General features: G+C 54.5%; 20 protein-coding genes and 4 tRNA genes. 19 read left to right on the forward strand and 5 right to left on the reverse strand.

Annotation, left to right across the window (positions count from 1 at the left end; translation table 11 throughout):
* The first annotated feature begins 89 nt into the window (after positions 1 to 89).
* From LCM31_RS08705 to LCM31_RS08720, 4 genes are all read left to right on the forward strand, one after another.
* Positions 90 to 386 carry a ComEA family DNA-binding protein gene (locus LCM31_RS08705; RefSeq protein WP_224869214.1) on the forward strand — a complete coding sequence of 99 codons (297 nt, stop codon included), beginning with the start codon at positions 90 to 92 and terminating at the stop codon, positions 384 to 386.
* A gap of 63 nt (positions 387 to 449) precedes the next feature.
* Positions 450 to 1,406: an NAD-dependent epimerase/dehydratase family protein gene (locus LCM31_RS08710; RefSeq protein ID WP_224869216.1), complete on the forward strand. Its 957-nt coding sequence runs from the start codon at positions 450 to 452 to the stop codon at positions 1,404 to 1,406.
* Entirely contained in the window at positions 1,403 to 2,317 is a 915-nt protein-coding gene (locus LCM31_RS08715; RefSeq protein WP_224869218.1) for an MraY family glycosyltransferase, read from the forward strand. Before LCM31_RS08710 ends, LCM31_RS08715 begins: the two co-directional genes overlap by 4 nt.
* A gap of 155 nt (positions 2,318 to 2,472) precedes the next feature.
* A complete protein-coding gene (locus tag LCM31_RS08720) occupies positions 2,473 to 4,368 on the forward strand; it encodes a polysaccharide biosynthesis protein (protein ID WP_224869220.1) in 1,896 nt (631 codons plus the stop codon).
* Between the two features lie 123 nt (positions 4,369 to 4,491).
* Here LCM31_RS08720 and LCM31_RS08725 read toward each other — a convergent pair.
* Both LCM31_RS08725 and LCM31_RS08730 read right to left on the reverse strand, forming a co-directional pair.
* Positions 4,492 to 4,567, reverse strand: a tRNA-Asn gene (locus LCM31_RS08725).
* Positions 4,568 to 4,666: 99 nt separating this feature from the next.
* Positions 4,667 to 4,742 (reverse strand) — tRNA-Asn (locus tag LCM31_RS08730).
* 216 nt (positions 4,743 to 4,958) lie between these two features.
* Between LCM31_RS08730 and uvrB the strand changes: the two genes are divergently transcribed.
* Positions 4,959 to 7,001 (forward strand): excinuclease ABC subunit UvrB, encoded by a 2,043-nt coding sequence (gene uvrB / locus LCM31_RS08735; RefSeq protein WP_318247440.1) that lies wholly within the window; start codon positions 4,959 to 4,961, stop codon positions 6,999 to 7,001.
* Between the two features lie 10 nt (positions 7,002 to 7,011).
* On the opposite strand, the gene LCM31_RS08740 is transcribed toward uvrB, so the two are convergent.
* Positions 7,012 to 8,016, reverse strand: a complete 1,005-nt coding sequence (locus tag LCM31_RS08740; RefSeq protein ID WP_224869222.1) for a DMT family transporter — start codon at positions 8,014 to 8,016, stop codon at positions 7,012 to 7,014.
* A 171-nt stretch (positions 8,017 to 8,187) separates the two neighbouring features.
* On the opposite strand from LCM31_RS08740, the gene LCM31_RS08745 reads away from it, so the two are divergent.
* From LCM31_RS08745 to LCM31_RS08790, 10 genes are all read left to right on the forward strand, one after another.
* Positions 8,188 to 8,264 (forward strand) — tRNA-Val (locus tag LCM31_RS08745).
* A 119-nt stretch (positions 8,265 to 8,383) separates the two neighbouring features.
* Positions 8,384 to 10,318, forward strand: a complete 1,935-nt coding sequence (thrS, locus tag LCM31_RS08750; RefSeq protein WP_224869224.1) for a threonine--tRNA ligase — start codon at positions 8,384 to 8,386, stop codon at positions 10,316 to 10,318.
* Between the two features lie 53 nt (positions 10,319 to 10,371).
* Entirely contained in the window at positions 10,372 to 10,899 is a 528-nt protein-coding gene (gene infC, locus LCM31_RS08755; protein WP_043315894.1) for a translation initiation factor IF-3, read from the forward strand.
* Between the two features lie 144 nt (positions 10,900 to 11,043).
* A complete protein-coding gene (rpmI, locus tag LCM31_RS08760; RefSeq protein ID WP_010131383.1) occupies positions 11,044 to 11,238 on the forward strand; it encodes a 50S ribosomal protein L35 in 195 nt (64 codons plus the stop codon).
* A gap of 36 nt (positions 11,239 to 11,274) precedes the next feature.
* Positions 11,275 to 11,634 carry a 50S ribosomal protein L20 gene (gene rplT / locus LCM31_RS08765; protein ID WP_077404234.1) on the forward strand — a complete coding sequence of 120 codons (360 nt, stop codon included), beginning with the start codon at positions 11,275 to 11,277 and terminating at the stop codon, positions 11,632 to 11,634.
* A gap of 184 nt (positions 11,635 to 11,818) precedes the next feature.
* On the forward strand, positions 11,819 to 12,832 hold the full coding sequence (gene pheS / locus LCM31_RS08770; protein WP_077404232.1) for a phenylalanine--tRNA ligase subunit alpha: 1,014 nt from the start codon (positions 11,819 to 11,821) through the stop codon (positions 12,830 to 12,832).
* Positions 12,833 to 12,915: 83 nt separating this feature from the next.
* Positions 12,916 to 15,306 (forward strand): phenylalanine--tRNA ligase subunit beta, encoded by a 2,391-nt coding sequence (gene pheT / locus LCM31_RS08775; protein ID WP_224869226.1) that lies wholly within the window; start codon positions 12,916 to 12,918, stop codon positions 15,304 to 15,306.
* Positions 15,307 to 15,436: 130 nt separating this feature from the next.
* The gene (ihfA, locus tag LCM31_RS08780; RefSeq protein WP_010131375.1) at positions 15,437 to 15,742 is read left to right on the forward strand and encodes an integration host factor subunit alpha; all 306 of its coding nucleotides are present in this window, start codon (positions 15,437 to 15,439) and stop codon (positions 15,740 to 15,742) included.
* Positions 15,723 to 16,094, forward strand: a complete 372-nt coding sequence (locus LCM31_RS08785; protein ID WP_224869228.1) for a MerR family transcriptional regulator — start codon at positions 15,723 to 15,725, stop codon at positions 16,092 to 16,094. Before ihfA ends, LCM31_RS08785 begins: the two co-directional genes overlap by 20 nt.
* A 127-nt stretch (positions 16,095 to 16,221) precedes the next feature.
* A tRNA-Pro gene (locus tag LCM31_RS08790) sits at positions 16,222 to 16,298 on the forward strand.
* 122 nt (positions 16,299 to 16,420) lie between these two features.
* Here the strand turns inward: LCM31_RS08790 and LCM31_RS08795 are convergent.
* A complete protein-coding gene (locus LCM31_RS08795) occupies positions 16,421 to 17,425 on the reverse strand; it encodes a LacI family DNA-binding transcriptional regulator (RefSeq protein WP_224869230.1) in 1,005 nt (334 codons plus the stop codon).
* A gap of 159 nt (positions 17,426 to 17,584) precedes the next feature.
* Between LCM31_RS08795 and LCM31_RS08800 the strand changes: the two genes are divergently transcribed.
* Genes LCM31_RS08800 through LCM31_RS08815 form a run of 4 tightly spaced genes read left to right on the forward strand, consistent with a single transcriptional unit; the run spans position 17,585 to position 21,823 of the window.
* On the forward strand, positions 17,585 to 18,628 hold the full coding sequence (locus LCM31_RS08800) for a UDP-glucose--hexose-1-phosphate uridylyltransferase (protein WP_224869232.1): 1,044 nt from the start codon (positions 17,585 to 17,587) through the stop codon (positions 18,626 to 18,628).
* A gap of 23 nt (positions 18,629 to 18,651) precedes the next feature.
* Positions 18,652 to 19,797, forward strand: a complete 1,146-nt coding sequence (galK, locus tag LCM31_RS08805; protein WP_224869234.1) for a galactokinase — start codon at positions 18,652 to 18,654, stop codon at positions 19,795 to 19,797.
* A 21-nt stretch (positions 19,798 to 19,818) separates the two neighbouring features.
* Positions 19,819 to 20,865, forward strand: a complete 1,047-nt coding sequence (gene galE, locus LCM31_RS08810) for a UDP-glucose 4-epimerase GalE (protein WP_224869236.1) — start codon at positions 19,819 to 19,821, stop codon at positions 20,863 to 20,865.
* Positions 20,858 to 21,823, forward strand: a complete 966-nt coding sequence (locus LCM31_RS08815; RefSeq protein ID WP_224869237.1) for an aldose epimerase family protein — start codon at positions 20,858 to 20,860, stop codon at positions 21,821 to 21,823. Before galE ends, LCM31_RS08815 begins: the two co-directional genes overlap by 8 nt.
* Before the next feature lie 67 nt (positions 21,824 to 21,890).
* Here LCM31_RS08815 and LCM31_RS08820 read toward each other — a convergent pair whose 3' ends face one another.
* Positions 21,891 to 24,059 carry a multiheme c-type cytochrome gene (locus tag LCM31_RS08820; RefSeq protein WP_224869239.1) on the reverse strand — a complete coding sequence of 723 codons (2,169 nt, stop codon included), beginning with the start codon at positions 24,057 to 24,059 and terminating at the stop codon, positions 21,891 to 21,893.
* Position 24,060: the final 1 nt, after the last annotated feature.

Below are 24,060 nucleotides of genomic sequence, written 5' to 3' on the forward strand. Positions count from 1 at the left end.
GGATTGAAGACCAAAACACGCTGACGAATGCCTGCATGGATAGGGCGCTCGTGATCAGTGTATTAACGACTGTAAAAAAGGATTTTGTTATGAAATTGTTTCGTGTGCCCGCCGCCGTATTGATCGCTATTGCTTTGACGCTGAGTGCGTTGCCTTCTTTTGCTGCGGAAGAGGCAGTGGTGAAGGAAGTAAAAGTGGTGAGCCTGAATACGGCCACTGCGGAAGAATTGGCCGATGCTCTGGATGGTGTCGGTGTGACCCGTGCTGAACTGATTATTCAGTACCGGGAGGAGAATGGCAGTTTTTCCAGCGTGGAGGAACTGCTGGAAATCAAGGGTATCGGGGTTGCCACGCTGGAGAAGAATAAGGATCGGATCCAGCTATAAATGACCGAGAAAGACAGCGCCTGAGGGCGCTGTCTTTTTTTCTGCTTGAGGGACGTTGTAATAATGCGCTGGGTGATTGTTGGGAGTTCGGGGTATATCGGTTCGGCATTGAGTCGCTATTTACTGGCGGCCGGTGAAGCCGTGATGTCCGTTTCTCGCCGCCCTGAAGGGCCTACAGGGGCCATTCACCACCAGGTGGAGACCCTCAGCGCAAAAGACTGCGCGGGTTTGTTTGCAGAGGGCGACAGGGTCATATATGCAGCCGGTATCGCTTCTGCGAGCGAATGTCGACGGCAGCCAGGCATGGCTGAATTGATAAATTGCCGTATCCCTGCAGAGTTGCTGGGCGCTGCAGCCACCGCGCAGGCCGACTCATTTTTATATCTATCCAGTGTGAAAGCGATTACACCACCAAATGGTCAGCTGGCGCGCGAAAATGACGGGCAGCCAGCTACGGATGCTTACGGTGGAGGCAAATGGAGTGCGGAGCAAATGCTGCTTGCGTCGCCGGCGAAAATTCGTGTCAACGTTTTGCGTCCTGCCGCCGTTTATGGTGAGTACCAAGGTGAATGCGATTCCGAGTTGGTTGGTACGGGTCCGGTTGAAAAGAAGAGGGCCATGGCCTGGCGACAAAAGTTTCGAATGTGGGGGCGCTTTATTCCGTGGGTCCCCGCTACGGGCTTCCGTAGCTTCGTTGCGCTGGATGATCTGCTTGCCGCTATTCGACTGATTGTTGAGTCCCATTGCGATCGCGAGGTGTTTATTGCCGCTGAGCCGCAGTATTGCGACCTAAGTCTAATTGGCTCTGCAGCCAGCGGCCGTAGCATGAAGAACAGTTATTTTTTGACTGCACTGCTGAGTGGGGCGATTCGGTCGCTGTCTGTGTTGGGAGTTAAGACAGGTTTCCTTGAAGTGGGGCGGAGCGAGCTTTATAGTTCAGCCAGGTTAAGAACCACGCTGAATTGGCGGCCGTCGCGGCGCTATCGTCAATTTCTGCAAGCGGTAAATGAGGGCAGATGATGGGTGTGGTTTCAGAGCAGTGGATGTCGCTGTTCGTTTCTTGTGCAGTTGCAGGCGCCATAGCGCTGCTGGTGCTGCGTATTCTGCTTTCGCGATTGCGCGAATTTGCGCTGGACACACCTAATCACCGTTCTCTGCATGAGACGCCGGTCCCCAGAACTGGCGGTTGGGCGTTGCTTTGTGGCGTATCAGCTGGCTTTCTGGTTAGTGGTGCATCGATTTCTCTTGGCACCTTTTTTGCTTTTTTTCTGTTGCTGAGTATTTCATTCGCAGATGACTTGCGCCCGTTGAGTGCGCGCTTGCGATTTTTTGTCCAAATTTTATCCGTCTGTATTCTGTTGTACGGAATACTGCCTGTATTTCCAGGGGGGCTTGCCTGGCTATTGTGGCCCGTTTTGGTGCTGTCGGGTGTTTGGGTTGTCAATCTGTACAACTTTATGGACGGCATGGATGGTTTTGCCGGAAGCATGACGGCAATCGGTTTTGGCGCGTTAGCGGTGATTTGTTTCTGGCGCGGCGCTGCAGATCTGGGCAGCATCTGCCTGCTGGTGGTGATCAGTAGTGTGGTTTTTTTGCACTACAATTGGCCGCAGGCGCAAATTTTTCTGGGGGACGCTGGCTCGACGGTGATTGGGCTGGCGGTATTTGGGGTAAGTATGGTGGGTTGGCAGCAGGGTGTTTGGGGGCTGCTCGTTCCACTGCTGATATTCCTGCCGTTTTGGCTGGATGCGACGATTACTCTGCTGATCAGGATCTTCCGCGGAGAGCGCTGGTGGGAAGCGCACCGTCAGCATCTGTATCAGCGACTAGCGCTGAAGCATGGGGTTAAAGCGTCGTTGCGAATTGAGCTGGCCGTGATGGTTAGCACGTCTCTTTCCGCGTTACTGCTGGTAAAATCGGGTATGGCATAAGAGCCCGCCGTGGCTATCGATAGGCTTTCGAGTCGGTAGGACATTTTAGTTGTATATAAAAAAGGAAGGATCCTTAGGATCCGTTACGGATATCTTTTGGGGGCCAGGTGAATAGCTTTTACAAAGCTGCACAAAAAAACTACAAGCCAGTTTTAATGCTCAGCTATGATCTGCTGATGCTCACGGCTGCGTTTTTGATGGCGATGACAATTCGCTTCAATGGCGCGAGTTTGGTTGCTGAGCCTGCCATGGCGCTCTGCCTTGGATTGACCCTTGTTTCCAGTAGCTTTATTTTTCTTCGCCTTGGCCTCTATCGCACGGTTATCCGCTACATGGGGCAGCAGGCGATTGTCGCTGTGTTACAAGGCGTTACCGCATCTGCCGTGGTGCTCGCGGTAGCTTCCTATCTGACCTATGCCGGGGTGCCTCGTTCGGTCCCGGTCATTTACTGGTGTTTCGCACTGATTACCGTTGGTGGGTCCCGCTGGCTGGTGCGACTCTACTATCAAATGGCCCTGGAGATTCACAAGACGCGGGTCGCCATCTACGGTGCCGGTACTGCCGGCCTGCAACTCTACAAGGGTCTGATTCACGGTGAAATGTACAAAACCGTGGCCTTTTTTGATGACAATGCCTCCAAGCAAAACACGTTGATTGACGGTGTTCTGGTCTACAGTCCAGCCAATATCCACGAAGTAATCGCTGAGCGCGATATCTCCGAAATCCTCCTGGCAATGCCCGGAGTACCCAAGCGCCGTCGTCGTGAAATTACCCGCAGTCTGCGTGAGCGCGGCATTGTGGTGAAAGTCATTCCGGGTATGGAAGAGTTGGTTGATAGTGCAGGCCGGGTGTCTGATGTTTCCCAAATCTATGAAAACATCCTCGGTCGTGCCCCGGTAGAGCCGCAGAAAGAGCTTGTTTCTGAATCGATCTCCGGAAAGGTGGTGCTGGTGACTGGTGCTGGCGGCTCCATTGGCTCGGAGTTGTGCCGCCAGATAGTGCAGTGGGCGCCGGCCAAGCTGATCATGCTGGAATCCTCCGAGTTCTCCCTGTATCAGATCGAGCGGGAGCTGCGGCAACAGCAGCAGGACGAAGACCTGCAGGTCGAAGTGACAGCGCTGTTAGGTGATGTTCGCAACCGGATTCGTGTTGGCGAAATTATTGATTCATTCAAGGTGCAAACCATTTACCACGCGGCGGCTTACAAGCATGTTCCTCTGGTTGAGCAGAATGTGGCGGTCGGTGCGGAAAACAATGTATTGGGCACGCTTTCAGTACTTGAGGCGGCGGAAGCCTATGGAGTGGAGCAGTTCGTCCTGGTGTCCACCGATAAGGCGGTGCGACCGACCAACGTGATGGGGGCAACCAAGCGACTGGCGGAGCTGATCTGTCAGGACTTTGGCCGCCGATTTGGTCGTACCCGGGTGTGTATGGTGCGCTTTGGTAATGTACTTGGCTCCTCGGGTTCGGTTATTCCCCTGTTCTCAGACCAGATCAATGCCGGTGGCCCGGTCACCGTTACCCACCCGAAGGTTACCCGCTTCTTTATGACCATTCCCGAAGCCGCGCAACTGGTGCTTCAGGCGGGCAGCATGGGGCGCAAGGGTGAGGTGTTTGTGCTGGATATGGGGGAGCCGGTGCGCATTCTCGATATCGCGCGACGTCTGATCCAGATCATGGGGCATACTGTGCGTGATGAAGCGAATCCGGATGGGGATATTGAGATTCAGATTACCGGTTTACGTCCAGGCGAAAAGCTGTACGAAGAGCTTTTGCTGGGTGACAAGGTGGCTGGTACCGATCATCCAATGATTATGCGCGCCGAAGAGGAGCGTTTGCCGAGTGAAGAGTTGCAGGTGTATCTGTCTGAGTTGAAAGATGCCTGTGCTCGCCAGGATTGTGCTGAAGTTCATCGCTTACTGGTGGATTCGGTGAAGGATTACGCCCCCAAGCAGCAACTGATCGATACGGTTTGGTCTCAGTTGGCCGCGAGTGAGGAGGTAGCCCGCAAACCAGAAGTTGCCGAGGTGCGTCGTTTACCGACTGCATGAGGCTCGGCTTTTGGTGTGAAGCTGCTGCCGGGTTCTCGGCAGCTGAGCGCTTTCTGGGTTTACAGGCTGGGAAGTGCAGACAATAAAAAACCCGCTACCTGAAAAGGTGCGGGTTTTTTAATTTGGCTCCGCCTGCTGGGCTCGAACCAGCGACCCAATGATTAACAGTCATTTGCTCTACCAACTGAGCTAAGGCGGAATAAGGGGGTGTGAGACGCTTTTCTGGAAAGCCACTCGAATAGAGCAGTGCTCTAAATAAAAACCCCGTAGCCATTCCGGGCTCCGGGGTTTTTGAATTTGGCTCCGCCTGCTGGGCTCGAACCAGCGACCCAATGATTAACAGTCATTTGCTCTACCAACTGAGCTAAGGCGGAACGGTATCTGATTGGCGGCTTGGTTGCCGTCTCGGTCAGATGGCGCGTATCTTATAGAGCACCCCAGAACAGGTCAACCCCTTTATCCAAAAATAACTCTTTGATTTTTCAGTGTTTATTTTCTCGCCGTCACAGGCAAAGTGAGGCGGCATTTGTCCATTGGTGGCGTACGCGCCTACAATTTCCCACTCCCCGCGACGTTTTTGATGCGGGAAGATGTCGTCAAAATTGATTGGTGAGAAGTTTATGGAACCTCGTCCGTTTGAAGTGGCCAGCAAGTACGAACCGGCCGGTGACCAGCCAGCCGCGATTGAGTCTCTGGTCGAGGGGGTAGGCGATGGTCTTGCTCATCAAACGCTGCTTGGGGTGACCGGTTCTGGTAAAACCTTCACGATGGCCAACGTGATTGCGCGCTTGCAGCGTCCGGCAATCGTCATGGCGCACAACAAGACGTTGGCAGCGCAGCTCTACGGCGAGTTGAAGGAGTTCTTCCCGCGCAACGCGGTGGAGTATTTTGTCTCCTATTACGATTACTACCAGCCAGAAGCCTATGTCCCGTCCTCGGATACCTTTATCGAGAAAGACGCCTCGGTCAACGAGCATATTGAGCAGATGCGTCTGTCGGCCACCAAGGCGCTGATCGAGCGCAAAGACGTTATTGTGGTGGCTACCGTATCCGCCATTTACGGCCTTGGTGACCCGGACAAATACCTCAAAATGGTTTTGCATCTGGATCGCGGTGATATTGTCGACCAGCGAACCATTTTGCGCAGGCTGGCGGAGCTCCAGTACACCCGTAACGACGCCGATTTCCGACGTGCCACCTATCGGGTACGCGGGGATATTATTGATATCTATCCTGCTGACTCCGATTTGGAGGCGGTACGGCTTTCTTTGTTCGACGAAGAAATCGAAGAAATTACCCTGTTTGACCCGCTTACTGGCGAGGTGCTGAGCAAAGTGCCGCGCATCACGATATTCCCCAAGTCCCACTATGTGACCCCCCGGGAAACCATTGTCAGCGCGATCGACCAGATCAAAGACGAGCTCAAGGGGCGCCTCAAGCAGCTCCGGGATAACAGCAAGCTGCTGGAGGCGCAGCGACTAGAGCAGCGCACCAAGTACGATCTGGAAATGATGCAGGAGCTCGGTTACTGCAACGGCGTCGAGAACTATTCGCGCTACCTCTCGGGGCGCGACGTGGGGCAGCCGCCGCCCACGCTATTTGACTATCTGCCGCACGATTCCTTGTTGTTTATCGATGAGAGTCACGTAACGGTGCCACAAATTGGCGGTATGTACCGCGGTGACCGTTCGCGCAAGGAGACTCTGGTGGAATACGGTTTCCGGTTACCTTCCGCGCTGGATAATCGTCCGCTTAAGTTCGAGGAGTGGGAGCATCTTTCACCGCAGACCATTTTTGTATCGGCCACGCCGGGCAAGTACGAAGCGGAGCACGCAGGTGCAGTCGTGGAGCAGGTGGTACGGCCTACAGGTTTGGTCGACCCGGAGGTGGAGGTGCGCCCAGCGGCGACCCAGGTGGATGACACACTCTCGGAGATTCGCCGATGTGTCGATAAAGATCAGCGTGTGTTGATTACTGTACTAACCAAGCGTATGGCTGAAGACCTTACCGAGTACCTGCAAGATAACGGAGTACGGGTACGTTATTTGCACTCCGATATCGACACGGTGGAGCGGGTAGAAATTATTCGCGACCTGCGTATTGGTGAATTCGACGTGCTGGTGGGAATTAACCTCCTGCGCGAGGGGCTGGATATGCCAGAGGTTGCTCTGGTGTCCATTTTTGATGCGGATAAGGAAGGGTTCTTGCGTTCCGATCGTTCACTTATCCAGACGATCGGCCGTGCGGCCCGCAACTTGGAAGGGCGGGCCATTCTGTATGCGGATAAGGTGACTGATTCCATGCGTCGTGCACTGGATGAAACCCAGCGTAGACGTGACAAACAGTTGGCACACAACGCCGAGCACGGCATTGTCCCCAAAGGTATTCGCAAAAGTGTCGCGGATATTCTCGAGGGCGCGGTGGCGCCGGGTGTGCCGGCGCGCGGGCGTCGCAAAGTAGCTGAGAAGGGAGCGGATTACAAGGCCGACCAGAAGCCCCTTACGGATCAGCAGCGCTGGACGCGTATCGAAGAGTTGGAAGAGCAGATGTACAACCATGCCAAAAATCTGGAATTTGAAGCGGCCGCCAAATTGCGTGATGAAATTACCAGGCTAAAAGAAACCTCACCTTAGGGTCAGCTATTTACCATCTTTTTTGGGGGGTGGTGGCCTGCTTGAGGAATAGCAGGCTGCTGATGATGATTGCCATGCCCATCAGGTGAAATGGTGTGAAGGGTTCTCCGAGGATTAAGGCTGCGGCGATCAGTGTGATTACTGGTCCGGAGGTGCCGATGGCGCCGGTGGTCGCGGCCCCGATCTTCTGAATTGCGGCGCTCATCATCAGAGAGGGAATCACCGTACACAGGAATGCCACGGCCAGCGCATAGCCATACACAGGCAGCGGTTGCTCGAGTCTGGACCAGTCGCCCCGGATGGCAAAATGCATGGTGATGGCGCCGCTCGCAGCGAGCATGGCGAGAGCGGTAAATTGCCGTGCGCCCAACGTTTTAATCACGTTTTCGCTGAATGCGACGTAGAGTGCAAAGCTAAGTGCGCTAGCGAAGGTTAGCAGTGCTCCCCAGCTCACGCCGTCCAGTGCCACCCAGTCTGGTGTTGCCACGCCGGTGCTAAAGTTTTGATCCTGCCAGTAGATCAACAGAATGCCACAGTAGGCTGCGGCGATGCAGAGTTGCTGGCGCCATGTTGTCCGCTTGCCTAAAAACATCCATCCCAGAATTAGCACCAGCGTTGGGTAAAGGTAAATGATCAGGCGCTCAAAGTTGGCGCTAATGTAGCGGAGCCCGTGCAGGTCCAGAAAGCTGGCCAGGTAATAGCTGCACAGTCCCAGTACGATCGTGAGTATCAGGTTGCGGTGGCTCACGGGTCGCCATTGGTTTTGCCTATATAAGAGGGCAAGGATCGCGAGATAAAAGGGCAGTGCGAGGGACATGCGCAGCAGGATAAACGTCTCCACATCCACCCCGTAGCGGTACGCCAGTTTGATGAAGATCGCCTTGATGGAAAACAGTGAGGCTGCGCCGAGGGCCAACCAGAAGCCGTACCGGCTGAGGTTGTGAGGTTGGTGCGGGTGGGCCTGGGCACCCTGGTCTTGGGTGCAGGGGGTAGGGGCGCTGCTTGACCTGCGCATGGGAGTCCTTGTTTCGAGTGCTTGTGGAGCTGCATCCAGCAGCACGCAGACGATACATTGAATCGACTATTGGCGGAAATTTTTTCTTATTTTCGCGGTTGAAAAGCAAAAAAGCCGGTGCTAAAGTTCGCCTCCTTCGCAGCGAGGTCGACCCTCTGTCTGCGGCCCTATAGACCCGTAGCTCAGTTGGTTAGAGCGCTGCCTTGACATGGCAGAGGTCAGCAGTTCGAGTCTGCTCGGGTCTACCAATTTCTCGCGAGCCTTTTCCTTTCTTTCGATCTGGTTCGTTTCGGGCGCAAGCCCACACTCACACAAGTGAATCACGCGGTCTTACGTAGGGGTCGCCACTGATAAATAAGGAAGTGCAATGCCTGTTGTCACCCTCCCTGACGGTTCCCGTCGCGAATTTTCCAATCCTGTTTCTGTATTCGACGTTGCCAATGATATTGGTCCCGGCCTCGCGAAAGCTGCGCTGGCGGGTGTCGTTGACGGTAAGGAAGTGGATACCAGTTTTGTTATTGATCACGATGCCGACCTGGCGATCGTGACCGATCGCCAGCCAGAAGGCCTGGAGATCATCCGCCACTCTACCGCGCACTTGCTGGCCCAGGCGGTCAAGCAGCTGTATCCGGGCGCGCAGGTCACGATCGGTCCTGTGATCGACGACGGCTTCTATTACGATTTCGCGTACGAGCGCCAGTTCACCCCGGAAGATCTCGAAAAGATCGAAAAGCGCATGGAAGAGCTGGCCAAGGAAGATATTCCGGTAAGCCGCCGCCTGCTGCCGCGTGACGATGCGGTTAAGTACTTCCGCGAAATGGGTGAGGAATACAAGGCAGAGATCATTGCCAGCATTCCCACCAATGAAGATATTTCCCTGTACCGTCAGGGTGACTTTGAAGACCTGTGCCGCGGCCCGCATGTGCCGTCCACTGGCAAGCTCAAGGCCTTCAAGCTGACCAAAGTGGCTGGTGCATACTGGCGCGGTGACTCGAACAACGAGATGCTGACCCGCGTTTACGGTACCGCCTGGGGTAACAAGAAAGAGCTCAAAGCGTATCTGCACCGTATTGCGGAAGCGGAAAAGCGCGACCACCGCAAATTGGCGAAGAAGTTCGACCTGTTCCATATGCAGGAAGAAGCGCCCGGTATGGTGTTCTGGCACCCCAATGGCTGGACCGTATACAGCACCGTTGAACAGTACATGCGCCAGCGTCAGCGCGAGCGCGGCTACAAAGAGATCAAGACTCCGCAGCTGGTGGACTTCTCTTTGTGGGAGAAATCCGGTCACGCAGATAAATTCGGCGACGACATGTTCACGCTGGAAAGTGAAGATCGTCAGTTTGCCATCAAGCCCATGAACTGCCCCTGTCACGTACAGGTGTTCAATCAGGGCCTGCGCAGCTACCGCGATCTGCCGCTGCGTCTGGCGGAGTTCGGCTCCTGTCACCGCAGTGAGCCGTCGGGTTCCCTGCACGGCCTGATGCGCGTTCGCGGCTTCGTTCAGGACGATGGTCACATCTTCTGTACCGAAAATCAGATCCAGTCTGAAGTGTCTGAGTTCATGGACCTTCTGCACGAGGTCTACAAAGACTTCGGCTTTGACGAAGTGATCTATCGTTTGTCTACCCGCCCCGAAAAGCGCGTCGGTTCCGACGAGAGTTGGGATAAGGCGGAGAAGGCGCTGGCGGACGCGCTAGATGCGGCTAATCTGGACTGGGAAGAGCTGCCAGGCGAGGGCGCCTTCTACGGGCCCAAGATCGAGTTCTCCCTGAAGGATTGTCTCGGCCGTGTATGGCAGTGCGGCACCATTCAGGTGGACTTCTCCATGCCGGGCCGCCTCGATGCACAGTTTGTGGCGGAAGATGGCTCCCGTCAGAACCCGGTGATGTTGCACCGCGCGACCCTCGGGTCCTTTGAGCGCTTCATCGGTATCCTGATTGAGAACTACGAAGGCGCTTTCCCGGCCTGGCTGGCGCCCCAGCAGGTTGCGGTGCTGAATATCACCGACCGCCAGTCTGAATATTGCCGCGATATCGAGTCCAAGCTGGGTGGTGAGGGTTTCCGCGCCGCTGCTGACTTGAGAAACGAGAAGATCGGCTTTAAAATCCGCGAGCACACGCTTCAGCGTGTTCCTTATCTGCTGGTAATCGGCGATAAGGAAGTGGAAAATCAGACGGTTGCCGTGCGGACACGTAGCGGTGAGGATCTCGGAACTATGACTTATGAGTCATTCCTTGAGATCCTCCGCCAGGACGTGAGCCGCCGCGGCCGTTCGTCTATTGCGGGCGCAGCTGAATAAGCGCCCCAATAGACTTTTATAAATTACCGGAGACGAGTGTTATTAAACGAGATATGAAAGGAAAGTCCAAGAAGGCCCGTATCAACGATCAGATCGAAGCATCGCAACTGCGACTGATTGGTGCGGATGGTGAACAGGTAGGTATTGTTTCTCTGGAAGAAGCGCTGGAACATGCGCAGAAGGCCAGCCTGGATCTCGTTGAAATTGCCTCGGACTCCGATCCCATCGTCTGTAAGATTATGGACTACGGGAAGCATGTATTTGAGGCCAAGAAGGCTAAAAATGCGGCCAAAAAGAAACAAAAGCAGCAGCAGATCAAGGAAATGAAGTTCCGTCCCGGTACCGATATCGGCGACTACCAGATCAAACTGCGCAACCTGACCCGCTTCCTGGAAGCCGGGGACAAGGCGAAAGTATCCCTGCGCTTCCGTGGCCGTGAAATGGCCCACCAGGAGCTGGGTATGGAAATGATGCAGCGCATCGAGAAAGACCTCGAGGAGCTGGGTACGGTGGAGCAGCGGCCAAAAATGGAAGGCCGCCAGATGATCATGGTCATCGCGCCGTCCAAAAAGAAAAAGTAAGGCGCAGATACCTGGTATCTGAGTCTTCTTTTCGGGATGTGATCGGGCGACGGCTGCCTTCTCACTCCCGCATAGTTGCAGGCTTCGGCCTGTAACCAATTAACAGAACCCATTCGTGGGTCACTATTCACTTTGGAGTACAAAATGCCGAAAGCAAAAGTACACAGTGGCGCTGCCAAGCGCTTCAAGAAGACGGCTTCGGGCTACAAGCACAAGCACGCTAACAAGAGCCACATCCTCACCAAAATGACCACCAAGCGTAAGCGTCAGCTGCGCGGCACCAACACTTTGAACAAGTCTGATGCCACCCTGGTCGATCGTATGTTGCGCGCCAAGTAATTGGCTGCACACGTTAAGTTTTAAGAGGATATTGATATGGCCCGTGTAAAACGTGGTGTAGTGGCGCGTCGCAGTCACAAGAAAATTCTGAAGCAGGCTAAAGGTTACTACGGTGCGCGTTCTCGCATTTTCCGTGTAGCCAAGCAGGCAGTCATCAAAGCTGGTCAGTACGCTTACCGCGACCGTCGCGTTAAGAAGCGTAACTTCCGCGCTCTGTGGATCACGCGTATCAACGCCCAGTCCCGCGCTGAAGGCCTGAGCTACAGCCGACTGATTGCTGGCCTGAAGAAGGCGGATATCGCACTGGATCGCCGTGTTCTGGCTGATCTGGCGGTATACGATAAAGCCGCTTTTGCTGCCGTAGTTGAAAAAGCCAAGGCAGCCCTGGCAGCTTAATTAGCGCCTGCAGAATAAATCGGCCCGCAAGGGCAGATTTGTGCTTTAAAAATAGGGAAGGGCTGTTTGGCTCTTCCCTATTTTTTTATCAGCAGCATACGAATTTCTGACGCAGAGGCTTGCTATTATCCGCTGCGTCTCAAAATAACAATTGTCACTCATCGATTAGAACGAGAAGGTTTCAATGCAAGAATTGCAGTCCCTCACCGAGCAGGCGCTGGCGCTGGTAGAAAAGGCCGGCGACCTCGCGGCACTGGATCAGGTGCGGGTGGATTACCTGGGTAAAAAAGGCCAGATCACCGCATTGCTGAAAGGTCTGGGAAAACTGTCTGCGGAAGAGCGTCCGGCGGCAGGGGCCAAAATCAACGAGGCCAAGCAGCAGGTGCAGGAAGCGATCAATGCGCGCCGCACCGCGATGGAAAAGGCTGCTATCGAAGAAAAGCTCGCCAAGGAAACCATCGACGTTACCTTGCCAGGCCGCGGTGAAGAGCAGGGCAATATGCACCCGATCACCCGCACCCTGCGTCGCATTGAAGAGATCTTCCAGCGCCTGGGCTTTACCGTAGAGCAGGGCCCCGAAGTAGAAGGGGACTACTACAACTTCGAAGCGCTGAATATTCCCGCCCACCACCCGGCGCGGGCCATGCACGATACCTTCTACATCGATCCCTCTACGGTTCTGCGTACGCACACGTCTTCTGTGCAGATCCGCACCATGGAGAAAACCAATCCGCCCCTGCGCATTATCTGCCCGGGCCGCGTATACCGCTGCGACTCTGATGTAACCCACTCCCCGATGTTCCACCAGATCGAAGGTCTGGTTATCGATGAGGGTGTGAGCTTCGCGCACCTGAAGGGCTGTATCGACCAGTTCCTGAAAGCCTTCTTTGAAGCGGATGTGCCAGTGCGTTTCCGTCCGTCCTATTTCCCGTTCACCGAGCCGTCTGCAGAAGCTGACATCCAGTGCACCGCCTGCGGTGGCGAAGGCTGCCGTATCTGTTCCGGCACCGGTTGGCTGGAAGTGCTGGGTTGCGGCATGGTGCACCCGAATGTATTCGCCTCCTGCGATATCGACAGCGAAAAATACTCCGGCTTTGCCTTCGGCCTCGGTGTCGAGCGTATGGCCATGCTGCGTTACGGCGTAAACGACCTGCGCCTGTTCTTCGATAACGACCTGCGCTTCCTAAAGCAGTTCTAACTCGAATCCTAACTAAGGGGCCTGCAAGCAGGCGAACAAACAACCGCGTATTGCGTAAACGAATTAAGAATTAGAGAACGACTATGAAATTCAGCAACGCCTGGTTACGGGAGTGGGTAAACCCGGACCTGACAGCACAACAGCTGGCCGACCAGATCACCATGGCGGGCCTGGAAGTGGACGCCGTAGAGCCAGTAGCCGGCGCATTTTCCGGAGTCGTAGTGGGTGAAATCGTCGCCTGCGAACAGCACCCAGACGCCGACAAACTGCGCGTGTGCAAGGTAAAAGGGCACCCGGAAGGGGAGATGCAGGTCGTGTGCGGCGCACCCAATGCGCGTACCGGCATTAAGATCCCGTTTGCGCTGGTGGGTGCCAGGCTGCCCGGCGACTTCAAAATCAAGAAAGCCAAGCTGCGCGGTGTCGAAAGCTTCGGCATGTTGTGCGCACAGACCGAACTGGAACTGGGTGACGACAACGACGGTATCTGGGAGCTGCCAGAAGAGGCAGTAACCGGCACCGACCTGCGCGAATACCTGCAGCTTGACGACAGCACCATCGAAGTCGACCTGACCCCCAACCGTTCCGATTGCCTGGGTGTGGCCGGTATTGCCCGTGAAGTGGGTGTACTGAACCGCTGCGAAGTTACCCCGCCTGCCATCGAGCCGGTTGCCGCAGTAATCGATGACAGCCTGCAGGTGTCCCTGCTGGCCGAAGACGCCTGCCCGCGCTATGTGGGCCGCGTGATCCGCAATATCAATATCGATGCCGAAACACCGCTGTGGATGCAGGAACGCCTGCGTCGCAGTGGCCTGCGCAGCATCGATCCGGTCGTCGACGTAACCAACTACGTGCTGCTGGAGCTGGGTCAGCCCATGCATGCCTTCGACCTGGCCAAGCTGAGCGGCGGCATCAAGGTACGTATGGCAGAGCAGTGCGAAAAGCTCACCCTGCTGGACGAGCAGGAAGTGGAGCTGAAAGCCGATACCCTGCTGATCGCCGACGAGAAAGGCCCGCTGGCTATCGCCGGTATCATGGGCGGCCTGGATTCCTCCGTAACCAAGGCCACCAACGATATCTTCCTCGAAAGCGCTTTCTTCAGCCCGCTGGCCATTGCCGGCAAAGCGCGTTCCTACGGCCTGCACACCGACTCCTCGCACCGCTTTGAGCGCGGCGTGGACTACCGTCTGCAGGAGAGAGCCATCGAGCGCGCGACCCAGCTGCTGCTGGATATCGTCGGCGGTGAGCCCGGCCCGGTACACGTTCGCGAAGTTACCGAAGCCATGCCCGCAGAGCGTCGCATTACCCTGCGTCGCGCCCGCGTAAGCCGCGGCTTGGGTATCCAGATGAGCGATGCCGAGATCGTCGAGATCATCACTCGCCTGGGCCTGGAAAAGATCAGTGAAGACAGTGAAGGCTGGACCTTCCTGGTGCCGAGCTTCCGTTTCGATATCTCCATCGAGTCCGATTTGCTGGAAGAGCTGGCTCGGGTGTATGGCTACAACCGCATCCCCAGCATCAGCTTCGAAGCGGCGCTGGATATCGTGCCGCGTGCAGAAGCCCAAGTAGCCCAGTCTCGCCTCGAGCAGACCCTGCTGTCCCGCGGCTATCAGGAAGCGATCACCTTCAGCTTTATCGATCGCGATGCCTCCGCCAAGTTTGATCCTGCGGTTGAGCCTGTGGCCCTGCAAAACCCCATCAGCGCTGAGCTCGCAGTGATGCGCACCAACTTGATGGCGGGCTTGGTAAAGACCCTGCAGTACAACCTGAACCGCCAACAGGACCGCGCGCGCCTGTTCGAGACGGGCCTGCGCTTTGTGCCGGGTAACGCCGAATCCGGAGAAGGCCTGCAGCAGGAGCGCATGATTGCGGGCCTGATCTACGGCAGCCGCCAGCCAGAAGGCTGGAGTGGTTCCAAAGACATTGTAGATTTCTACGACATCAAGGCGGACGTGGAAGCCATGCTGGCGCACTACGAAGCCGATGCCGAGTTCACCTTCGCGCCGGCCAAACACCCGGCGCTGCATCCGGGCCAGTGCGCTGAAGTGCTGCGCAACGGCAAGTCCGTGGGTGTACTGGGTGCGCTGCATCCTGAGCTGCAAAAGGATTACGATCTGCCGAAGGCTGCTTTCCTGTTTGAATTGAGCCTGGACGGATTGGGTCAGGCGGTCATTCCTGCCTTTACTCCCTTATCTAAGTTCCCCGAAGTGCGTCGCGACCTGGCAATACTGGTGGATGCGGAGATTCCAGTGGGTCAGTTGGCAGAAACCGCCGTTGAAGCAGCCGGCGAATATTTGACGGACTTCAACATTTTTGATGTCTATCAGGGCAAAGGCATTGATTTACATAGAAAAAGTGTCGCTATGGGCTTGACGTTTCAGCATCCCTCACGCACCCTTAACGACGAAGAAATTAATGCCGCAGTCGATGCGGTAGTCAGTCAACTAGAACAAAAATACAACGCCAGCCAGCGCTAAACCGGTCTAGCTCCGGGATATGCGCGGCTGATGCGCGTATCCCGAGAGCGTCTGCTTCCGGGTTCCAAGCCAATGCGGTACCAGGCTTAAAACCGGAGTCGACGCCTCTGAATCTGTTGGGCAGGAACCAATGACAGAGGCACTGACTAAGGCCGGGCTCGCCGAGAAGTTGTACGAAGAGCTGGGTTTTAACAAGCGCGAAGCGAAAGAAATCGTCGAATTCTTTTTCGAGGAAATCCGCAACGCACTTGAAAATAATGAGCAGGTTAAACTGTCAGGGTTTGGCAATTTTGACCTGCGTGATAAAAGCCAGCGTCCGGGACGGAACCCCAAGACTGGCGAAGAGATTCCTATTTCCGCAAGAAGGGTTGTTACCTTCAAGCCAGGACAAAAACTCAAGGCACGAGTAGAAGAAGATGCTGGAAGCGAGTCATAACAGTGAACTCCCCGTAATTCCGGGGAAGCGCTATTTCACCATCGGTGAAGTCAGCGAACTGTGTGCAGTGAAACCTCACGTACTGCGCTACTGGGAACAGGAATTCCCGCAGCTCAGCCCGGTAAAGCGCCGCGGAAACCGTCGCTATTACCAACATCAGGACGTTATCCTCATCCGCCAGATCCGCGCACTCCTGTATGAAGAGGGCTACACCATTGGTGGCGCCCGTCTGCAAATGGAAAGCGGCGGTATCGAAAAAGACAAAGACCAGTCCGTACAGCTGCAGCAGGTGATCCCGCAAATGATCGCTGAACTGGAAGGTGTGCTGGAATTACTGGAAGTCAAAGCCTGATCCAAAAAGGCGCAAAACGGGCTTGCATTCCCACTGTACTTCGGTATGATTTGCGCCTCATCGCCAAGCGATGCCCCTTATAAATCAAGCACTTACGTAACTTTCACGCCGCTTGATTTGCTCCTGTCGGAGTGTAGCGCAGCCTGGTAGCGCACCACACTGGGGGTGTGGTGGTCGTCGGTTCAAATCCGGCCACTCCGACCATTTTCCAAAAAGCCCGCTTTATGCGGGCTTTTTTGTATCCGGATTTTATGTGGCTCCCAGATCCTTTTGCGGGAGTTTGGGGGCGAGTGGCATACAAGGAAAGGTGCCTTATAGGGTAACTATTAAGCCTGCTCTGGGCTTACCGATTCTCGCTTAACTAAGGTGGGAATGTATTTGCACTTGGTGCTTTCAGTGCTCTCACTACCATTGAACTGGAGTGCCAGCGTTGCGGCACTTTCGGCCATTTCCTGAATGGGGTAGTGGAGGGTGGTTAATTTAGGGCGGGAGTAGCGCGAGATTAAAACATCGTCGAAGCCCACCACCGAAATATCTCCTGGTACCTTGAAACCATTGTCTTCAAAAACTGAAATCGCACCGATCGCCATCGCATCGTTGTAGGCGAATACGCAGCTAAAAGGTGTGTCTCGTGCAAGCAATTGTTGGGCGGCCAGCTCGCCTCCCTTGAGGGTCGGCTCATTGCGAACGGTTAGCTGGTCCGAGAGCGGGTGTCCGGATTCTGAAAGGATTTGCTCGAACCCCTCCTGTCGCAGCCTTGGGTCATCAATTTCGTGCAGGCTATTAATGCAGGCGATTTGTGTGTGCTGAAGGGATAGTAAATATCTTGCGGCTATCCGGCCGCCTTCCATATTGTCGAGCCAGATACAGCGGTTTTTGATGGCCGGTATATAGCGGTCGATAAGGATCAATCCTGGCACTTGGCTTGCGAATTCCAGCAGGGTGGCGTCATCCAGCTTCTTGCTGTGTACCACTAATGCTTCGCAGCGCTGCTCAATGAGTAGCTGGATCGCTTGGCGTTCTGTCTCTGCCGATTGCAGTCCGGTACTCAGCAGTAGTTGCATTCCGTTGTTGCGGGCAACCACTTCGACGCCATTGGCAAGAGATGCAAAAAAAGGGTCGGTGAGCTCTGGAATCACTACGCCGAGGGTGGTGGATCGCTGTGAGGCGAGTGCTCGGGCGTTCGCGTTCGGTCGGTAGCCAAGCTGCTCCATTACGTCGAGCACGCGCTGCCGGGTCTTCGCGCCCACCTTGGGGCCATTGTTTACTACCCGGGATACGGTGGCTGTGGAGACCTGCGCGGCCTTGGCTACATCGTTAATAGTGACCATAAGGGAAAGCGCTTACATTTTAACCTTCTAGAAACCCGCAATTAGAGCTCAATAGTGCAAAATCGTCAAATTTACAGGTGATTTTCTGGTTGCACAGTAAAGGGTAAGCGCTTACCCTAGCGAAAAATCACGATAGCTGGTGACCCCGGGAAAGAAATAATGACGAATACCTTCGACCCAACCGACCATACCCATAGACGCTTCAATCCTCTGACCAGAGAGTGGGTTCTTGTGTCTCCTCATCGGGCCAAGCGTCCGTGGCAGGGGCAAGTAGAAACCGTTGATGAGGGGGAGACACCTCCTTACGACGAGAAATGCTATCTGTGTGCAGGCAATACGCGTATCAACGGGGAAGTGAACGAAAAGTACACAGGTACTTACGTTTTTAAGAATGACTTTGCCGCATTGCGTGAAGACATCCCGCAGGCATCTAGTGACGATCCACTGTTCAAGATGGCCACGGAAGTCGGGGAGAGCCGGGTAATCTGCTTCTCCCCGGACCACAGTAAGACGCTACCAGAGTTGCCATTGAGTGCGATTGCGTTGGTGGTGGATACCTGGCAGGCCCAGTGCCACGAGCTGGGAGAGGTTTACCAGTGGGTGCAGGTGTTTGAAAACAAGGGCGCTGCAATGGGTTGTTCCAATCCGCACCCGCACGGCCAAGTCTGGGCGCAGCAACAGTTGCCGAGCCTGGTTGAGAAAAAGCATGCTGCCCAGTTGGATTACTTCGCGCAGTATGGCTCTCCTCTTCTTGCGGACTATGTAAACCGCGAACGTGATCTGAAGGAGCGCACGGTTGTAGAGAACGCGGACTGGATGGTTGTCGTTCCTTACTGGGCGTGCTGGCCGTTTGAAACGCTATTGCTGCCAAAATTTCGGGTGGCGCGCATGACGCAACTTACCGGGGAGCAAAAGCTCAGTCTCGCAGATATTCTGAGCCAGATAACCATCCGATACGACAACCTGTTCAATTGTTCCTTCCCGTACTCGATGGGGTGGCACGGGGCTCCTTACGACGGTGAAGATCACCCAGAGTGGACCCTGCACGGAACCTTTTTCCCGCCGCTACTTAGATCGGCCACGGTGCGTAAATTCATGGTGGGTTACGAAATGATGGCGGAGGGACAGCGTGACCTGACTGCGGAGCAAGCTGCACAGCGACTGCGTGATCTGCCAAGCCAACATTATAAGTCTGCGCGCTAATCGAGCCGCCGGAGAAGAAGAATATGTCACGTAAAGAAAATGTAGAAAATGCCTTCACCGAACGTTTCGGCTACCAATCCAGCGGGATTTTTCATGGCCCTGGCCGCGTGAATTTGATCGGTGACCATACAGATTACAATGATGGCTTCGTACTGCCCGCAGCGATCAACTTTGGTACCGATATTGCGGCGTCACTACGCGAAGATCGGCGTGTGCGAGTGCTGGCGCTGGACTGCAATGGCGAATCATCAGAGTTCAGCCTGGATGAGATTGCCTTTGATCAGGAAAAAATGTGGGTCAACTATGTGGGTGGCTCCTTACTGGCGCTGATGAAGGTGTACCCAGACATCCGCGGTGTCGATATGGTCATTTCTGGTAATGTGCCACTAGGGGCCGGGCTTAGCTCTTCCGCAAGCCTGGAAATCGCCATCCTGAAGACGGTAGCCGCATTAAACAATCTGCCTCTGGACGGCGTTAAGGCCGCGTTGATGGGGCAGGATGCGGAGAATAATTTTGTTGGCTGCAATTGCGGGATCATGGATCAATTGATTTCCGCGATGGGTAAGGATGGCCATGCGATGCTGCTGGATTGTCGCAGCTTGACATTTGAGGATGTTCCCGTTCCGCCCGATCTGGAAATCGTCATTATCAACTCTAATGTCAAGCGGGGCCTGGTGGATAGTGAGTACAATACGCGTCGGCAGCAGTGTGAAACTGTGGCAAAAACACTGGAAAAACCGGCATTGCGGGATCTGACAATTGAAGATTTGGAAGCCAACAAACGCCAGTTAGACGATGTCTCTTACCGTCGGGCGCGTCATGTGATCACTGAAAACGATCGCGCTCGGGACACTTTAGGCGCACTGATCGAAAAGGATACTGCGCGTTTGAGTACCCTGATGAAGGCGTCGCATGAGTCCCTCAGGGACGACTTCGAAGTGACAACGAAGGAACTGGATGGCCTGGTATCAATGATTGATGAGATCATTGGGGAGTCCGGCGGTGTCAGAATGACCGGTGGCGGCTTTGGGGGGTGTGTTGTGGCGCTGGCTCCGAAGGAAAAGGTCCAGCAGGTCTTTGATGTGGTCAGTACGGAGTATCCGAAGCAGTTCGGGTTGACTCCTGACATTTACGTTTGCCGTACTGCGCCGGGCGCGTTTCGAGAATAATTGTATACAAGGAAAACCATTGTGAAAGTGTTAGTGACCGGTGGTGCTGGTTATATCGGATCCCATACGGTGTTAAGTCTGCTTAATGCGGATTATGAGGTGGTGGTCTATGACAACTTGTGTAACTCCAGCCTGGAGTCCATCCGGCGTGTAGAGAAGCTGAGTGGTTCGTCTGTTACCTTTATCGAGGGTGATATTCAGGATCGGGCGTCACTGGAGCGTGTGTTTTCCGAGCATGCTATAGGTGCTGTCATTCACTTTGCCGCGCTGAAGGCCGTGGGTGAGTCCGCGCAGATTCCACTCCAGTATTATCAGAATAATGTGCATGGCAGCCTGTGCCTATTGGAAGTCATGCAGGCGCACGGTGTGCATGACTTTATTTTTTCATCCTCGGCAACCGTTTACGGCGAAAAGAACAAGTCGCCATACATGGAAACCATGCCAATGGGTGAGCCCAGCTCTCCCTATGGGGTGAGCAAGCTCATGGTGGAAATGGTCATGGCCGATCAGGCCAAAGCAAATGGTGACTTCAGGGGCGTATCGCTTCGCTACTTTAACCCCATTGGGGCCCATGAAAGTGGCCTTATCGGCGAAGACCCAAATGGTATCCCGAATAACCTACTGCCATTTGTTGCACAGGTTTCGGTAGGCAAGCGTAGCCATCTGAGCATTTTTGGTGACGATTATCCAACCGCAGATGGTACCTGTGAGCGTGACTACCTGCATGTTATGGATCTGGCTGAAGGTCATGTAGCAGCACTTGATTGGATGCAGAAGGCGCGAGAGTTTCGCGGGGTTGAAGTGTTCAATTTGGGCACCGGTAACAGTGTTTCTGTACTTCAGATTGTCAACGCATTCGAGCAGGCATGTGAAAAGCCCATTCCTTATCAGGTGGCGTCTCGCCGTGCAGGGGATCTCGCAGCCTTTTGGGCCGATGCAAGCAAGGCCAAACAGGTGCTCGGCTGGGTAGCGAAGCGGCCACTGGCACAGATGATGGCAGATACCTGGCGCTGGCAGTCAGGCAACCCAAATGGCTACAAGGCTGTGGAGAATACAGAGGATGCTTGAGTCCGCATTGCTGGAAAATAGCCAGGGAATGCGGGTAACGGTATTGAATTACGGGGCTCGAATTGCCTCAATTCAATGTTTGGCGAATGGCCAGTTCCGCGAAATGACGGTGACCCACGCAGACCCGCAAGAGATGCTGCAAGACGATTTCTACTTGGGGGCAACCTGCGGGCCCGTGTGTAATCGCATCAGTAATGCAGCGTTTTCTCTGAACAGTACCCGTTACCAGTTGGACGCGAATGACGGCGAAAACTGTGTGCATGGAGGCGTGGGTAATATCTCCTACCGCTACTGGACACTGGCGCAATCGGCCCCGAATGAAGCGGTTTTGCGGCTTACATTGGCACACCTCGAGGATGGTTTTCCCGGGAATCGAGAATTCGTGGTGCGCTATTGGCTTGATGAAAGCAACGCGCTGCACGTCGAAATGACAGCTGACTCGGACCGGGATACTCCTGTCAATATGACGAACCACGCTTATTTCTCGTTGGGTGAGCAAGGTATCGAAAACCTGACATTTCGTCTGAATACCGAAAAGTTCTTACAGAAGCGCGGGGATGGTGTTCCTACCGGAAGCCTTGTCGATGCTGCCGAAACCGGTTTTCGTCTGAAGGATTGGCAGAGGGTTGGGGACTTCCTAGCGAATAATCAGTATTCGCAAATTCTGGAGGAGGGCGTGGATCACTGTTTCGTAATGGAGGCCGATGGACCGGATCTTCCCAAGGCTGAATTGGTCTCGGAAACGAACAAAATCAAATTGGCGGTATTTAGTGATCAGCCCGCGATGCAGGTCTACTCATCCAGATTTTTGTCTGATCCATTTGAGCCTGGCCAGGGGGTGTGCTTTGAGAGTCAGGGTTATACCGATGCCCTGAATCAGCCGAACTTTCCCTCCATTGTACTGCACGGTGGTGAGCAATATCGCCATCGCCTGACGTATCAATTTGGGGCGCTTTAAGTCTGCGCTCGTTTCTTGTTGAGCGCCGAGGTCTACCGTACGGTAGCCTCGGTAATATTCCAATCTTTTAATGCTCAGATCGTTTTTGTGCCTGAAGAACGAAGAACTGGAAGCTTTGTCGGTCCTGTAGTTTCTGTGAGAAGTTCAGTCCAAGCTGGATTAATTGTGTGTTGTTACTGTAACGCGTAACCAGCGGCTTCAGTTCTCGTAGTGCTTTGTTGGTCTGTCCAATGCTATCCAGTGCGAGAAAGTACAGATATGCATACCGCTCGTTGCCGGGTTCATGGCGTATGGCTTCGCGGAAAGACTTCACGGATGTGCTTTTGTCGCCAGAGCGAATATCAAGCAGGCCCTGGGCGTAGTGTAGTGCGCCGGACCTGGGGTTGTTTTTCAGCCCCTGAGCCAGAGTGTTACGTTCCTTGTCATATTGCTCGAGGTTGCGATAAGTGTCTGACAGGTTGATATAGGAAGCGTCGAAATGTGGGTCAACCTCAATGGCGTTCTGCATAGCGCGAATACTTTCCTCGGCTTTTCCCTGTCGGCTCAGCATTAGGCTGCGATTCAGATTTCCTTCCCCGCGCCAGCTGGCTACGGCATTCGCCTCGGTCAGCTCGGAAAAAGCGCGTTGTTGGAGCTCTTGCGTACCAGTGTTCAAGCCAATGAGGTTTAGTGCGGCCGCAACGCGAACCGCTCTGTAGCGGTCTTTTATGAGTCGTGCGAAGGATTTTTGCCGTTCCTCCTCCGGTAACAGGTGGCCAATTTTGGCGGTCGCGAGCCGTATCAGGGGTTCCTGGCTTTCTACCCAAGGCTGAATGTCGGCATCTGCGAGTTTATTGAGGCTATTGGGTAAGAGGGCAATCGCGCTCGCGCGTTTGATTTCACTGAGATCGGTGCTATTGATTAGCTGGAAATGGTCTGCCGGAGGCAGGTTTCCACTGTGTTGCAGCGTCATAAACAGGCGCTCGGCGTTTGATAATGGCTCGGGGTTGCCATGCCAGCGTGCGACGGCTTCGCTCGCCCACTGATTCGACTTATCCTGGTGACAGTTACTGCATGCATTCGGCGTGTCATAGCGGCCCGAAAGGTGAGGTGCAGGAATTTTGAAACTGTGGTCGCGTCGTGCGTCGACCCCCATATAGGTGGTTGAGGGCATGTGACAGTTAACGCATTGCCCGCCAGCGGAATCCAATGGGTGGTGGGTATGTGACTCTTGCTGGTACACCGTGGGGTTGTGGCACTGGAGGCACAATCCGTTGCCGGTGTCCTTTACCTTCATGCTGTGTGGGTTGTGGCAATCCATGCAGTCCACACCCGCTTGGTACATTTTGCTCTGCAAAAATGAGCCGTAAACATACACTTCGTCCTTGATCTGGCCGTCGGCGTGGTAGAGCGGCTGAGCCAGTAGTGTCGGAGAAAACTGGTCTAGGTATGGAGTGCTGGGTTCGAAGCCATCGGTAAGAGGAGATCTTAGGGAGTGGCAGGAAAAGCAGGTGTCCATGAGTGCAGGGTCACGCTTTTTTCCTAGCCAATGGGCTACCGCATCTCCGGGGTTAAGCATCCAGCCAGTGACATCAGCGGCCGCTTCAGAGTGGGGTGTAGTAGCGGAATCTTCTTTGGATATGGAATTCCCATGTTCGGGCATTTTTCCATGACAGGACTGGCACCCAACATTGATATTGTCCCATGTGCTATCAAAGCGGTTATCGGGTATCGAGTAGTTGCGCTTCAAGCCATCTGAGTGGCAATCCGCACACATCCCGTTCCAGTTCTGCATGGGTTGTAGCCAGTGCAGTCGGTCCGCAGACTGAATATCTTCATCGGGGTAGATCGGATACCAGCGTTGACCGCCCTGTGGCTGTGGCCGGCTGTCCCAGGCGAAGGGGAACACCTGGAGTTTTCCATTGCCAGTTTCGATCAGGTATTGCTGAAGAGGGTAGTGTCCAAATGTGTAGGCTACCTGGTATTGCGACTTATCCCCCTGTTCTTCGAAATCAATCTTGAACCGTCCATTAGACCGGTAAAATCGCGCTTTTTGGCTGAAATGCTCGGCAGTGGTGTTGTCGAAATCGCCGAGAACGGATTGTTCCGTTGGTAGTTCCATGGCCTTAGCGTGATCCGACTCTTGCCAGGAGGCCACCTGTTCTGCGTGGCAGGCAACACAGTTGTTGTCGGAGGCGAAGGTTGGAGCTGCATTTGCGATCAGCATGAGCAGCAGGGCTGAGAGTTGGTTGCGCATT

Origin of the sequence: Microbulbifer agarilyticus (assembly GCF_020171345.1) — a bacterium.
Taxonomy (GTDB): domain Bacteria; phylum Pseudomonadota; class Gammaproteobacteria; order Pseudomonadales; family Cellvibrionaceae; genus Microbulbifer; species Microbulbifer agarilyticus_D.

Excerpts from the sequence above, each read along its gene's own strand:
- LCM31_RS08815 (WP_224869237.1), top strand. The coding sequence starts at position 20,858 with ATGCTTGAGTCCGCATTGCTGGAAAATAGCCAGGGAATGCGGGTAACG.
- pheT (WP_224869226.1), top strand. The coding sequence starts at position 12,916 with ATGAAATTCAGCAACGCCTGGTTACGGGAGTGGGTAAACCCGGACCTG.
- LCM31_RS08720 (WP_224869220.1), top strand. The coding sequence starts at position 2,473 with ATGCTCAGCTATGATCTGCTGATGCTCACGGCTGCGTTTTTGATGGCG.
- galK (WP_224869234.1), top strand. The coding sequence starts at position 18,652 with ATGTCACGTAAAGAAAATGTAGAAAATGCCTTCACCGAACGTTTCGGC.
- infC (WP_043315894.1), top strand. The coding sequence starts at position 10,372 with ATGAAAGGAAAGTCCAAGAAGGCCCGTATCAACGATCAGATCGAAGCA.
- rplT (WP_077404234.1), top strand. The coding sequence starts at position 11,275 with ATGGCCCGTGTAAAACGTGGTGTAGTGGCGCGTCGCAGTCACAAGAAA.
- LCM31_RS08710 (WP_224869216.1), top strand. The coding sequence starts at position 450 with ATGCGCTGGGTGATTGTTGGGAGTTCGGGGTATATCGGTTCGGCATTG.
- LCM31_RS08705 (WP_224869214.1), top strand. The coding sequence starts at position 90 with ATGAAATTGTTTCGTGTGCCCGCCGCCGTATTGATCGCTATTGCTTTG.
- thrS (WP_224869224.1), top strand. The coding sequence starts at position 8,384 with ATGCCTGTTGTCACCCTCCCTGACGGTTCCCGTCGCGAATTTTCCAAT.
- LCM31_RS08785 (WP_224869228.1), top strand. The coding sequence starts at position 15,723 with ATGCTGGAAGCGAGTCATAACAGTGAACTCCCCGTAATTCCGGGGAAG.
- LCM31_RS08820 (WP_224869239.1), bottom strand. The coding sequence starts at position 24,059 with ATGCGCAACCAACTCTCAGCCCTGCTGCTCATGCTGATCGCAAATGCA.
- LCM31_RS08715 (WP_224869218.1), top strand. The coding sequence starts at position 1,403 with ATGATGGGTGTGGTTTCAGAGCAGTGGATGTCGCTGTTCGTTTCTTGT.
- LCM31_RS08740 (WP_224869222.1), bottom strand. The coding sequence starts at position 8,016 with ATGCGCAGGTCAAGCAGCGCCCCTACCCCCTGCACCCAAGACCAGGGT.
- LCM31_RS08795 (WP_224869230.1), bottom strand. The coding sequence starts at position 17,425 with ATGGTCACTATTAACGATGTAGCCAAGGCCGCGCAGGTCTCCACAGCC.
- pheS (WP_077404232.1), top strand. The coding sequence starts at position 11,819 with ATGCAAGAATTGCAGTCCCTCACCGAGCAGGCGCTGGCGCTGGTAGAA.
- uvrB (WP_318247440.1), top strand. The coding sequence starts at position 4,959 with ATGTCGTCAAAATTGATTGGTGAGAAGTTTATGGAACCTCGTCCGTTT.
- ihfA (WP_010131375.1), top strand. The coding sequence starts at position 15,437 with ATGACAGAGGCACTGACTAAGGCCGGGCTCGCCGAGAAGTTGTACGAA.
- LCM31_RS08800 (WP_224869232.1), top strand. The coding sequence starts at position 17,585 with ATGACGAATACCTTCGACCCAACCGACCATACCCATAGACGCTTCAAT.
- rpmI (WP_010131383.1), top strand. The coding sequence starts at position 11,044 with ATGCCGAAAGCAAAAGTACACAGTGGCGCTGCCAAGCGCTTCAAGAAG.